Raw genomic sequence first — 12,204 nt, 5'->3', positions numbered from 1 at the left:
TAATTATTTTTATTTTTAATAAACTTAAGTTTTTATTAAAAAAGCCCATCTTGCATGGCTACTTTAATAAAGAAAATATTTTTTAAGCGTGGGTCAAGGGAGCGGCAAGCTCTCCTTGCGAGCCTCTATGGAGCTGCAAATGGTAACATTTTGTAGCTACATAGAGTATGCTCGCCCTAATATCTGAATTGAATATTAGAACATACTATAATTAAACCAGTCCCACCAAAGAATGACTTAGTAAAAGTAAATTTTTTGTATTTTTGTGGTTGGTATATTTGTCACTTGTTTATTTCGACTGATAAATTTGGATAGTCAATTATTTTATGATTACTTTAATTAAAACTTAAAAAACAAGAAGCTAAAAAAAGTAATTTTGCATCTTTTATTGATTTTTGATATTAGGCTTTGAAATAATAAATTTAACCCATAGATAGATTGATTTTTTATTTTTGTGGGTTGGAATACGTTTTGCTTGGTATCATACAAGAAGCTAGGAGGCAAACCATGAATGATATTAGCATCTTAGGCACAAATGTAAATTCATACACTAAGCAACAACACAAACAAGATAGATCTACAAATTTTAGTGATCTTATAAAACAAAGTATTAAAGAAGAGATTAGCGAGCCAAGCCAAGAGCCAGCTAAATTTACTTACACCACTTCTTCACAAAACAGCCTCGCCTCTTTAAATTTTAATGACCTTCAAGCTTATGGCTACACAGTAGATAAAGCTGGCTTTATGGGAGCTGACTTTAATAAAGCAGCAGGCTTGCCACAGGACTTTAAAATCCACAAGAGCACGCTTGATGAGCTTAGTCGATTTGCCGAGCGCAACCATGTGCTAAATCGCATCAAAAGCAAGGACGAGCAGATAAAGATCTTTGATAATATCGATATGGCTGACACCATAAAGCACTACTACAGACTATTTGATCAAATGACCTCTGCTTTAGGTGATGATAAAAAGAGCTACACCCTTGCAGATATAGGCAAACTACCAAAAGGCTACAGTACAAAAGGTACTCACTACGATGCCAAAGGACATTTGCTAAAAGATCTATCAAACTCCACTATCTCAAATATCTACTCTAGCACTGATGAGCTAAATAGCGCTAAATCTCTTAGCAAAGAGCTTTCAAGTGCAGGCGTTAGGCTCATAGTAAAAGAGGTTGATTTTACTATGAGCGAAGCAGGTGATGAGTTTAGCTTTAACCCTGATATGTCGGTATATCAAGTAGATGAAGGTTACAGTAAGGAGGCTCTTTTCATGGGATTTTTGCGCAGCTCTAGACCACTACCAAGTGATAGTGCAAAGACTAAGCTAAGTAGCGCTGCCTTAAATGATATCTCAAGCACTGGAGAGCATAAAGAGTATTTTGTGGATTTTGAAAAAGTGGGTAAAGATAGTGAGAGTATAAAGGCGCTCATAAAAGAAAGGCTTAAAGAGCTAACGCTTTTAATGTATGCAAGATCAAAGAACACTAGCGCAGAAAGTGTTACCTCAAACGAATATGAGAAATTTAAGCCAACTAGAGAGGATATAAATTCTCTAGCAAATTCTTGGAGCGAAAGGATAAGTTCTATTAGTAAGACTTTTGCTTAGAGAGAAGTCACATATAAACTAAATTGTTGAAAGGTCGATTTACCAATTAAGAAACACAAAAGGCTTTTAAATATGATAAGCAGTGTAAATGGATTTACATATCAAAATATGAGGTATGAGCCAGCTGGAGCGGAAGAGAAAAATATACAAGCAAAAGCAGAGCAACAACCTGATAAAAATAAAATAAACGATGATAGCAATAACGCTGTAGCAAATAGCGCTCTACAGCGCATTTTTGGAAACTATATGAGTGGCATTGCAGCTGATGGTAGGATAACCATTTGGGGTAAAGCAACAGGTCTTGATAGCTCGATAAGCAAGGACGAAGCAAATTCTTTGTTGCGCTTTATACAAGAGAGCAAGACAGGCGATTTTATGCCAATGATATCTGATGACATTAGTGATGAGTTGTTAAACTCAGCTGATCTTAGCATCAGTGAATTTAAAGAACGCTGGCTACAAGATAGAGCAAGGATGGCAGAGAAGCTAGAAAAGAGCAATGAAGACTTTTTTGCACAAGTAGATGCTATGAATGAAGAAGCTCAAAGAATTTTAAATAATAAAAACAATGAGCCGGGCTCAAATGATATAAAAGAAGAGAATTTTAAGCCTATTCAGGGACATAGCAAAAACACTGAAACTTATGACATTACTAAGGATGAGAAATTTTCATATTTACTCAAACTTCAAAAACTTGAGAGAGAACGAGGAATAGACGTGCTTCGTATCATGCAAAAACTTGAAGAAAATGGCAAAAAGGTTGTCGATAAAAAGGTTTAAATTTATCTTTGTATTTAGTGCAAGTTGCTGCTAAGTTACCCTATGACAAGGTCGTTCTGCTTTATCTCCATCAAGCCATCTTATTTAAAATTTGCTTCTTATCTATCTTTTGCATAAGCTCTAAGACGTCTATGCCTCTTTTTTCTTTGAAATTTAAAAGCTCTCTTGCATAGAGAAATTTTTGATCCTTGTTTATATCATAGGTCTCATACTTCTTCTTAACCTGCATAGGTTTAAATTTCTTCTCGCTTTGCTCTTTGGCTAAATTTGCATTGTATTCTTGTTCTTCTTTGTGTAGTTTGGCTAGAAATTCTTTATGCTCTTTCGTAGTTTTTTCTACGTCTTCTCTATAAAGCTTTTTAAACTCTTCTATGCTTAGATCAGCTCTAACAAACAAAGCAGCACCATCATTACTCATCATAGTGTCTTCAGAAAATGAATTTACAAAAGCTTCTAGCTCAGCCTCTTGTTCTGCTGTGCCAAGACCAATCATAAAGCCATTTATTGTTGGCTTGCCATCAACAGAGTTTGTAAGTAGCCAATCCATATAGCTTTGTAACTCTCCAATTCTAAATTCTTCCATAGTTTCTGGAGGATATTTTGATGCTAAAGCTCTTCTTTCTTTCATGGGGTAATCAGATAGCATATTATCTATTCGATTGATAGTATCTGTTATCCAGCCCTCTTTACTTTGGTCTATATCAATAAATTCTTTTACATTATCAGTCCAGGGTCTAAACATATACTTTGAATAATCAAATTTTTCTTCGCTGACGCTTTTGTCTTGCTTGTCTTCTTTGACTACATTTTCTATTGCCTTTTCTTTTTGGATAGTATTATCTTGCATTGCTGTATTACTAATTCCGTTTATGCTAGTTATCATTTTCAATTCCTTTGAAAGTAATGGCCTACAATAAAATTTGTAGGCCACTTAAATTTTTACCAACCACGTATGCCGCTGCACTGTAAGTAAAAAGAGGATATCTGCCGTAACGGCTAGATTTTATCTCTCTTTTAACAGTGTATGCGAGATAGTAGCCAGGGAGATTATATACGCCCAATCCCTGTTTATATTCTTCTTTTATATATCTACTGTCTTTATTTTCTTCTATTACTGCATATGCCCCAGATTCATTGTATGAAAATTTCCAAGGTTCTTTAAATTCCAGTCCTCCCCTAACCTCATTCATATCAGCGGCATCTAGTTTTTTAACATTACTAGAGACATCACTCAAAGCACCAACTGTAACCTTTACTAAAAAATCTTCAGCATTAGCACCTGCAACTAAAATTCCGCCAAGCATGGCAACTTTAAACATAACTTCCTCTTGTAAAAAGTTCTAATAAGATTATAGCACTAATTTAGAATTTAATTGATATCAGTTATTTTTTATTAAATCTACCTATGAAAATCACAATTTTCAAAACTAGATTTTGAGAAACCCTAAACTACAAGGAGTTCTGTTATTATCCTCCTGAAGGTGGGAACCTACCGCCACAAACTTTACTTATAGCAAAAATGAGGCTTGGAGTTGGAATAAATCCAACACACTATTTATAGGTTTATAGGACAGACAAGAGTCATACTGAATATTCTGGAAGAGACTTTGGAGTAATCTTAGAACAATTTAAAGCATATACTAGCAACTGATAATGGAATGCAATTTGCTTATCCTGAAAAATATCTAAACCATATTTAAAGGATAAGCAATGAGCGTAGTTAGTTCAACTGATCAAAAATATAGTTCAATAATAAGCACCGCAAAAGAGCTAAAAGCTAAAAAAGAAGCAGGAGTTGTAAGCTTTTCAAGAATGTCTGATCCTATAACTTTTAAAATGGATAATCTTGAACTTGATAAGAATCCTGACATTGCAAAAAATACAGGTTTTGATACCACTGCACTATCTAAAAAATCCAAAATAACATATCCAAAAAATGAATTTATGTCTGACATGTTAAGTTCTACGGCATATGGATATAGTGTAAATTTAGCAGGCTTTATGGGAGCTGATTTTAATAAAGCCGCTGGACTTCCTGAGAATTTTAAGATACATAAAAGCACACTTGAAGAGATAGCAAATATCAGTCAAAGTAGCCATTTGTTTAATGTATTTAAAGCACCACATGAGCAAACCAAAATATATGAGAATATTGATATGGCAAATACTATAAAGCAATACTACAATATATTTAATCAAGTAGTAGGCAAAGATCTACCAAACAAAGAAGTCTATGGCATCGTAGATCTTTCAAGATTGCCAACTGGCTTTAGCTCAAATGGAGTAAAAGGTATCAGCTTTAAGCCACTAAATGCCCAAGCTGAAAAGATGATGGTAGATAGAAGCAATGAAAAAGTAACCAATCTATACTATCTAAGTGATCAAGTAGCTGATAATGATGCCAACATAAAAAAGCTAAATTTTTCCCCAAAGAGTATGAGTACTGATCAAAATCCAAGTTGGCTAGCTTTCAACCCTGATATGTCACCATACCAAAGAGATGATGGATATACAAAAGAGGCTATCTTTATGAGCTTTTTAAAGAGTGCAGGACATACTGTGCTAGATGGCGGAGAGACTAGATTAGAGCCAGAAGTGTTTGCAAGGACAAGCCAAATGGCAAGAGCTACTGCAAAGCTCTTAGAAAAGATAAAAATGGAAGCTTCAATATTGCAAAATGAGCCTGAGAATATTAAGAACTACATTAAATTTTTATCTGAAAACAATGCGCTAGACATAAACAAGAGTGATAAAGAAACAATAAGTAGTATATTCTCATTACCTGATGGCAATAAGATTTTTAAGGACATGGCGTAGAATTTCATGTATAAAAGTAACTTGATGAAGAAATCCATATTATTACAATAGATAGCCTTTTTAAACAGCAAATTGGGCTTAGAAGTGTTACAGGCTTATCTTTATCAAGCCATCTTATTTAAAATTTGCTTCTTGTCTATCTTTTGCATAAGCTCTAAGACATCTATGCCTCTTTTTTCTTTGAAATTTAAAAGCTCTCTTGCATATAGAAATTTCTGATCCTTGTTTATATCATAGGTCTCATACTTCTTCTTAACCTGCATAGGTTTAAATTTTTTCTCAGCCTGCTCTTTAGCAAAATTTGCATTGTATTCTTGTTCTTCCTTAATTATCTGCTTTCTTTGTTCTTCAACATCCTTTGTAGCTTTTTCTCTTGCTTTGGCAAATAAAGTCTTAAATTCATCTATACTTAGGTCAGTTCTATCTAAAAGACTAAGCGACTCCTTGTTATTATTTGGATAAAGAGAAGACATGCTATCCATAAAAGCTCTTAGGTCAGCCTCCTCTTCTTTTGTGCCAAGACCTATCATCTTACCTTCTATTGTTGGTTTGCCATCTATAGAGTTATCCCTCAGAAAATCCATATAGCCTTGAAGCTCCCAATCTATCGCTTTTTCTATGGTTTCTGGATATTTTCCGTATAGAGCTCTTCGCTCTTCTGGAGAGTATTTGTTTGATAGCATACTATCTATTTTATCTATGGTTTTTGTTATCCAGTCGTCCGTTCCTTCTTCTATACCGATTATCTTATCTAGTCCAGCACCAAATGGTCCTTGCATATAAGCATCAACTTTAGCTTTCTCTTCTTCTGCAGATAAATTTTTATTGCCGTGAGCTATGTAGTCATCTAAAATTTCTTTATATTGCATCGATCCATTATAGGTAGTAATAAACATTTCAGTTCCCCCTTACGCCTTTATATCAACATCTCTTTTAATACCAAGCATATCTACTAGATATTTTCCAGCTGGGTTTTCATTTAGCTCTTTTACTAAATTTAAAGGTGGCATACTAAATTTCAAAAAGCTATCCATAAAGTCCTTGCTCTTTTTGCCATCTTTGTCTATCTCGCCAAAGAGTAGCTTTAGCATTTTTAGATTGCGCTCCATCATCTTTTTAAATGATAGTTCATCTTCTTCATCTGAATACTTACCGACAAACCCAGTCGTTAGATCTACATAGACAAGGTCTCTTTTATACTTAACATACTCTTGCATATATGCAGGCATACCAGCTAGATCAGAGTCGCTTGCTTTGTTGAAATTTGCTCCAAATTTCATCTCGCCCATAAGCTCAAATAGCTCAAATGCCCTACTAAATTCTTTACTATCTACGCTCTTATCAAAGCCTTGCTTCTTTCCAAAAACGGTGGTTTCACCTTCTTTTACGTCAAGGTTGCTGTTTATGACGGCTGCTAAAAGTCCGCCTTTGGTTATTGAGCCATCTTTATTTGTGTATCTTTCGCCGTGTGGATCGATAAAAACACCACTTCCCACACTCTCCTTGCCGCCATTGTTGTTGTTAAAAATATCTGTTGTTGGCTTTAGTGGCTGCCTGCCATCTCCGCTGCTAAAGCTTGGGTTGAAAAAGAGTGTGCTTATCATCTGTTTGTTTGACTCTTTGTAGTTAAAGCTAGAAGCAGCTGCATCAAAGTCATAAATAGAGCTATGAATTTTTGTTACTTGCATGCTTTGGCGGTTATACTCAAAGCCTTGAGGGAAATTTCTTATCTCATCTAAGCTAAAGCTATCTTTTGAATTTAGTGTATCTTCGCCAACTACTTGTGAGAGTATTTTATAAGCATTGCCAGCAGTCTTTGCTATATCTATGCTTTTAAAGGTGCGACTAAAAAATGAAGTTCCCTCTGCAACATTGACTAACGACTCCAGCGTGCTTGAGTGAATTTTATAATCACTTGGGATGCCAGCTTGTTTATTAAACTCATCTGTAAAGTAGCCATCCTTATCTACCTTGTAGCCTAAAACCTCTGAGCTGGTTTGTTTAGTGGCAACTTTGGTTGATACCTTTATGTTCTGCTCTAAATTCAAGGGGTAGCTACCAAGTGCGTTTATCATGTTGATCCTTTAAATTTAAACCATCTTATTTAAAATTTGCTTCTTGTCTATCTTTTGCATAAGTTCTAAGACGTCTATGCCTCTTTTTTCTTTGAAATTTAAAAGCTCTCTTGCATATAGAAATTTCTGATCCTTGTTTATATCATAGGTCTCATACTTCTTCTTAACCTGCATAGGTTTAAATTTTTTCTCAGCCTGCTCTTTAGCAAAATTTGCATTGTATTCTTGTTCTTCCTTAATTATCTGCTTTCTTTGTTCTTCAACATCCTTTGTAGCTTTTTCTCTTGCTTTGGCAAATAAAGTCTTAAATTCATCTATACTTAGGTCAGTTCTATCTAAAAGACTAAGCGACTCCTTGTTATTATTTGGATAAAGAGAAGACATGCTATCCATAAAAGCTCTTAGGTCAGCCTCCTCTTCTTTTGTGCCAAGACCTATTAGTTTGCCCATCATGGTTGGCTTGCCATCAACAGAGTTTTCCTTTAATATATCAGAATACATTATAAGGACTTGATCTTTTGCTTCTTCTAAAGTTCTTGGCTGTTTCATCGACATGGCGTTGCGATCTTGTTCGGTATTGTAACGCTTAGAAAGCATATTGTCTATTTTGCTTATCGTTTTTGCAACCCAATTATCTTCATTTTCGTCTATGTCAATAATCTCTTTTATACTCTTTCCAACTGGGCTATACCATAAAGCTTCTATTTTAGCCTTTTCATCATCTTTGGTATCTTTAGCCATGTTTTCTTTTTGGATAGTGGTTTCTTGTATCGGTGTGTTGCTAAGTCCGTTTATGCTAGTTATCATTTTAACTCCCCCCTTATGCCGTCTTATCCACTTTAAGCTTTGCCACTTTTTCTAAAATTTCAAACATACTCTTGCCACTATCAAATTCACTCTTTATAAATTTATATATCTCTTTAAATCTCTCATCAGCTTCAAACTTATAGGTTTGAGACTTTTTAGTAACTTGTATAGGTGTAAATTTCTTCTCTTTCTTATCTTCTTCGTTTTGTGTTTCAAGATCGTTGATAGAATTTATAGTATCTTTTGCTAGCTCCTCATCAAGCTCTAAACCAAAGCGCTCCTTTAGTGCAAATTTAGCCCATTTACCTTTAAACTCATCAACACTCATATCGCTATCAAGTAGTTCAGCTGTCTTACTACCGCCAAAAGCTATAAAAGAGAGGATTTTTTTATTTGCAAACTGATCTATAAAATCATCAACGCTAAGCTTTTTACTATTTAATGGATCTTTGAAAATTCCCTTTGGCTCAAATGCTGGATTTCTCTCAAGCCCTAAAGCACCGCTATCATCTATAAATTTCTTTAGCTCATCTATCTCATCTTTTGAAAAAGCGTCGTCATAACCCATTAGCTTGCCAAGTATGCTTACTTTTGGCTCTCCTTCACCTTTTACGAAGCCAGTGAGTGAGTGATCGTATCTGTCGTATTCTCTTGCTCTTTCTTTATCATCTAGCCTTGCATACTTAGTAAATGTCATACCATGACCCATATCGTTACTAAGTATCTCGTTTATATCGTTAAATTTAAAGCCCATCTCCCTTGCTATGTTCTCTCTTGAGAGATAGTTAGGAGTTGAAAGATTATTAGAAATTTGCATTTTACTGTCCTTAGTTTCTTTTAAATTTACGCCTTTATATCAACATCTCTTTTTATACCAAGCATATCTACTAGATATTTTCCAGCTGGGTTTTCATTTAGCTCTTTTACTAAATTTAAAGGTGGCATGCTAAATTTTAAAAAGCTATCCATAAAGTCTTTGCTCTTTTTGCCGTCTTTGTCTATCTCACCAAAGAGTAGCTTTAGCATTTTTAGATTATGCTCCATCATCTTTTTAAATGATAGTTCGTCTTCTTCATATCCCCTACGTCTATCTTCAGGAGTGCTGACAAAGCCACTTTCTAAGTCGATATAGACAAAGTCTCTTTTAGATCTGATGTAGTCTTGCATATATTTAGGCATGCCAGCTATGTCATTATCAGTAGCATTTATAAAGCCAGGTCCAAATTTCATCTCACCCATAAGCTCGAACAGCTCAAATGCCCTATTAAATTCTTTACTATCTATGCTCTTATCATAGCCTTCTCTTTTGCCTTGTGCTGTTGTCTCGCCCTCTCTCACATCAAGGTTGTTGTTTATGACGGCTGCTATAAGTCCGCCTTTGGTTATTGAGCCATCTTTATTAGTGTATTTCTCTCCATGCGGATCCATAAATACACCAATGACCGTATTTTCTTTGCCACCATTGTTGTTGTTAAAGATATCTGTTGTTGGCTTTAATGGCTGCCTGCCGTCTCCGCCATCAAAGCTTGGGTTGAAAAAAAGCGTGCTTATCATCTGCTTATTTGACTCTTTGCCGTTAAAATCAGCCGCAGCCGAGCCAAATTCATGAATGGAGTTATGGATCTTGGTTACTTGCATACTTTGGCGGTTATAAGAAAAGCCTTGAGGGAAATTTCTTATCTCATCTAAGCTAAAGCTATCTTTTGAATTTAGCGTGTCTTCTCCAACTACTTGGGAGAGAACTTTGTAGGCATTATTTACAGTTTTTAGTATATCGATGCTGTCAAAAGCCCTTTGCATATAGTCAGGCTGCGTCTCTATCCTGACTAAAGACTCCAGCGTGCTTGAGTGGATTTTATAATCAATTGGGATGCCAGCTTGTTTATTAAACTCATCTGTAAAGTAGCCATCCTTATCTACCTTGTAGCCTAAAACCTCTGAGCTGGTTTGGTTGGTAGAAACTTTGGTTGATACCTTTATGTTCTGCTCTAAATTTAAGGCGTAACTACTAAGTGCGTTTATCATCTAATATCCTTTTAGCTTCATGCTAAAGATATCGTCTTTTTTGTGAAAAGATTTATTTTACAAAGGTTTTTAGTCTGCATAAATTTACTCCTAAACTCTCGCATCTACCTTTTTATAAAGCCTATCTTTGCTAGATAGCTCTTTAAATTTTAGGTCATTTTCAAGGTAGGTGATGTTGTAAATTTCTTTAGTGGTGATACTTTTGCCGTTTTCAAGTCCGACTAGGAATTTACTTGTAAATTTATCAGAGAGGTTTTTAACTAGCTTTGCCCCAAGCTCTTTTAGGCTAGATATCTTATCATCTTGCTTTATGCCTATATCTTTAAAGTCAAGTCTATTTAGCTCTACATCATTCATGCTCTTAGCATCTAAATTTATACTTGCTCTTTTGCTATCTTTGTCGTCTTTGCTGATTAGCTTGCCAGTGTCGCTATAAATTTCTTTTACCTCTAGCTCTCTTCCGCTATCAAATTTAAGCGTAATCGTGCCATCTTTGTTTAGCTTCATAGCTATTACACTGTCCGTGTCCTTTAGAGCAGCTGCTGCCTTGCTCGTATCACTCTCAAAAGCATGCTTTACTTTTTCTAAATTTTCTAGACTAAAATCAAGCCCAGTTGCTTTTTCAAACTCACTCTCCATAGCAATCATATAAGATGACTTTGTGGCTTTTAGCTTTGAGATGAGATCATCTGCGTCTTCTACGTCATTTTCTTTTAAATTTTTACTTATCCACTCTACATCTTTGCTGTGGGCGCTAGACTCTTTTTGGTAGTCGTTATAAAATTTCACAAAGCTATCTTTTTGATAGCCTGCGTATGAAAAGCTCTCATCTTGTTTAGATCCAGCAGGCTTTATGATAGGGTTAAACTCGCTAAGCTTTTTCTTGCCATCAAAGCCAACTTTCTCATAGGCAAAGTTGTTCAAGCCGCTCTCTTTGTTAAATATCTTATTATCCCTAAGATCTACCCAGCCGTCTTTGTCTGCATGGTCTTTGAAAAATTTATTAGTCTCTTCTTTGTCTATCTTCTGGTAGCGATACTCGGCTGAAAATAGAGTATAAGGGTTTGAGTTGTTTAAACTAACTCTGTAATCAACCGTGTTTTTGCTAGCAAAGTCCATAGTCTCATGGCTTAAATTTCTAATATCTTTTTTGATAAAGTCGTTAAGATTTATCTCGCTTATAACTTCGCTTAGTTTGAAAATTTTCTCATTTCCATCTTTGTCATAGCCTCTAACCTTTAGCTTATCAAAGTATTTATCACCAGAATTTATCACTCCGTCCTTGTTGCTATCAAAGTTAAATAAAAATCCATTTGCATCTAGCTTGCCTATGCCTAGTTTGTCATTATCGTCATAAAGATCCAAAAAGACCTCCACATCACCCAGTGAGGTTTTTATAGTTTTTTCATAGGCGTAGTCATTTAAATTTGTAAATTTAGTATCTGCTGCCGCAATGGGCTTAATGGGAGTTTTTGAATTTATAGATGAAAAATAGGTTCTAGTTTGATCCACTTTTCTTAGTGCTGAGGCATCTTCGCCAAAGAGATATTTGTTTGCAAAGTCTTTTTTGTCCCAGTTTCTTCTTTGTATATCCACATAAGAAAAAGCATCGTTTGTCCCGTTGTCTGCTTTAGCATACTCTGACTTCACGCCACTGGTGCTGGCGCTTTGGATGATAGAGTAAGTGCTATTTGAGATAAGCTTAGTAGCGATGTCTTTAAGCTCAGACTTTAAATTTGTATTGTCTAAAGTTTGCACTCTATCTACGCCAAGAAGGACCCTTGAATAGATCATATCTTTGGGTAAATTTATATTTATGGGCTCTAAATTTGGTGATATCGTCATTTTAAATCCTTTTAAAATATATAGCTTATATCGGCAAATATAAAAAATGTTTAATAGTATGGGAGCTAAAAGGGCTTAGAGCGAATGCCTTCTATGTTATATTTTTTAAAGCTCTTTTGTCTTCGTCCTCTCATCAAATTCTTTTAAAACATCCATTATCTTACTTGCTAGCCCCTCGAGCGTGTGATCTTTTTTAAGCTCTAAATTTCTAAGCTTTAAAATCCTAGCTAGTATATCTTTTAGATCT

General features: G+C 35.1%; 11 protein-coding genes. 3 read left to right on the top strand and 8 right to left on the bottom strand.

Going from position 1 to position 12,204, the window contains the following annotated elements:
- The first annotated feature begins 507 nt into the window (after positions 1-507).
- Together CYP05_RS06630 and CYP05_RS06625 are read left to right on the top strand one after the other, a co-directional pair.
- Positions 508-1,608: a Cj0814 family flagellar-dependent secreted protein gene (locus CYP05_RS06630; RefSeq protein WP_258031532.1), complete on the top strand. Its 1,101-nt coding sequence runs from the start codon at positions 508-510 to the stop codon at positions 1,606-1,608.
- A gap of 72 nt (positions 1,609-1,680) precedes the next feature.
- On the top strand, positions 1,681-2,388 hold the full coding sequence (locus tag CYP05_RS06625) for a hypothetical protein (protein ID WP_103642372.1): 708 nt from the start codon (positions 1,681-1,683) through the stop codon (positions 2,386-2,388).
- 70 nt (positions 2,389-2,458) lie between these two features.
- On the opposite strand, the gene CYP05_RS06620 is transcribed toward CYP05_RS06625, so the two are convergent.
- Positions 2,459-3,271 (bottom strand): cell surface protein, encoded by an 813-nt coding sequence (locus CYP05_RS06620; protein ID WP_103642371.1) that lies wholly within the window; start codon positions 3,269-3,271, stop codon positions 2,459-2,461.
- 25 nt (positions 3,272-3,296) lie between these two features.
- Entirely contained in the window at positions 3,297-3,707 is a 411-nt protein-coding gene (locus CYP05_RS06615; RefSeq protein WP_181001184.1) for a hypothetical protein, read from the bottom strand.
- Positions 3,708-4,098: 391 nt separating this feature from the next.
- Here CYP05_RS06615 and CYP05_RS06610 point away from each other — a divergent pair, with 391 nt between their 5' ends.
- Entirely contained in the window at positions 4,099-5,205 is a 1,107-nt protein-coding gene (locus CYP05_RS06610; protein WP_103642370.1) for a Cj0814 family flagellar-dependent secreted protein, read from the top strand.
- A 104-nt stretch (positions 5,206-5,309) separates the two neighbouring features.
- On the opposite strand, the gene CYP05_RS06605 is transcribed toward CYP05_RS06610, so the two are convergent.
- The 6 genes from CYP05_RS06605 to CYP05_RS06580 form a co-directional block, all read right to left on the bottom strand.
- Positions 5,310-6,101 carry a cell surface protein gene (locus CYP05_RS06605; RefSeq protein WP_430747662.1) on the bottom strand — a complete coding sequence of 264 codons (792 nt, stop codon included), beginning with the start codon at positions 6,099-6,101 and terminating at the stop codon, positions 5,310-5,312.
- A 12-nt stretch (positions 6,102-6,113) separates the two neighbouring features.
- On the bottom strand, positions 6,114-7,280 hold the full coding sequence (locus CYP05_RS06600; protein WP_103642369.1) for a Cj0814 family flagellar-dependent secreted protein: 1,167 nt from the start codon (positions 7,278-7,280) through the stop codon (positions 6,114-6,116).
- A gap of 15 nt (positions 7,281-7,295) precedes the next feature.
- Complete coding sequence (locus tag CYP05_RS06595; RefSeq protein ID WP_103642368.1) at positions 7,296-8,087, bottom strand: cell surface protein; 792 nt, start codon at positions 8,085-8,087, stop codon at positions 7,296-7,298.
- 13 nt (positions 8,088-8,100) lie between these two features.
- Complete coding sequence (locus CYP05_RS10175; RefSeq protein ID WP_103642367.1) at positions 8,101-8,904, bottom strand: hypothetical protein; 804 nt, start codon at positions 8,902-8,904, stop codon at positions 8,101-8,103.
- A gap of 26 nt (positions 8,905-8,930) precedes the next feature.
- Positions 8,931-10,112 carry a Cj0814 family flagellar-dependent secreted protein gene (locus CYP05_RS06585; protein WP_103642366.1) on the bottom strand — a complete coding sequence of 394 codons (1,182 nt, stop codon included), beginning with the start codon at positions 10,110-10,112 and terminating at the stop codon, positions 8,931-8,933.
- Between the two features lie 90 nt (positions 10,113-10,202).
- Positions 10,203-11,957 carry a response regulator gene (locus CYP05_RS06580; protein WP_103642365.1) on the bottom strand — a complete coding sequence of 585 codons (1,755 nt, stop codon included), beginning with the start codon at positions 11,955-11,957 and terminating at the stop codon, positions 10,203-10,205.
- Between the last annotated feature and the right edge of the window lie 247 nt (positions 11,958-12,204).

The organism is Campylobacter concisus, assembly GCF_002913545.1.
Taxonomy (GTDB): Bacteria; Campylobacterota; Campylobacteria; order Campylobacterales; family Campylobacteraceae; genus Campylobacter_A; species Campylobacter_A concisus_AV.
The sequence above is the reverse complement of the archived record's forward strand: the minus strand, read 5'-3'. Positions and strand labels throughout refer to the sequence as shown.

What these genes read in the sequence shown, in the direction of transcription:
- CYP05_RS06610 (WP_103642370.1), top strand. Translation starts at nt 4,099, where the DNA reads ATGAGCGTAGTTAGTTCAACTGATCAAAAATATAGTTCAATAATAAGC.
- CYP05_RS06630 (WP_258031532.1), top strand. Translation starts at nt 508, where the DNA reads ATGAATGATATTAGCATCTTAGGCACAAATGTAAATTCATACACTAAG.
- CYP05_RS06585 (WP_103642366.1), bottom strand. Translation starts at nt 10,112, where the DNA reads ATGATAAACGCACTTAGTAGTTACGCCTTAAATTTAGAGCAGAACATA.
- CYP05_RS06620 (WP_103642371.1), bottom strand. Translation starts at nt 3,271, where the DNA reads ATGATAACTAGCATAAACGGAATTAGTAATACAGCAATGCAAGATAAT.
- CYP05_RS06595 (WP_103642368.1), bottom strand. Translation starts at nt 8,087, where the DNA reads ATGATAACTAGCATAAACGGACTTAGCAACACACCGATACAAGAAACC.
- CYP05_RS06600 (WP_103642369.1), bottom strand. Translation starts at nt 7,280, where the DNA reads ATGATAAACGCACTTGGTAGCTACCCCTTGAATTTAGAGCAGAACATA.
- CYP05_RS06605 (WP_430747662.1), bottom strand. Translation starts at nt 6,101, where the DNA reads ATGTTTATTACTACCTATAATGGATCGATGCAATATAAAGAAATTTTA.
- CYP05_RS06615 (WP_181001184.1), bottom strand. Translation starts at nt 3,707, where the DNA reads ATGTTTAAAGTTGCCATGCTTGGCGGAATTTTAGTTGCAGGTGCTAAT.
- CYP05_RS06625 (WP_103642372.1), top strand. Translation starts at nt 1,681, where the DNA reads ATGATAAGCAGTGTAAATGGATTTACATATCAAAATATGAGGTATGAG.
- CYP05_RS06580 (WP_103642365.1), bottom strand. Translation starts at nt 11,957, where the DNA reads ATGACGATATCACCAAATTTAGAGCCCATAAATATAAATTTACCCAAA.
- CYP05_RS10175 (WP_103642367.1), bottom strand. Translation starts at nt 8,904, where the DNA reads ATGCAAATTTCTAATAATCTTTCAACTCCTAACTATCTCTCAAGAGAG.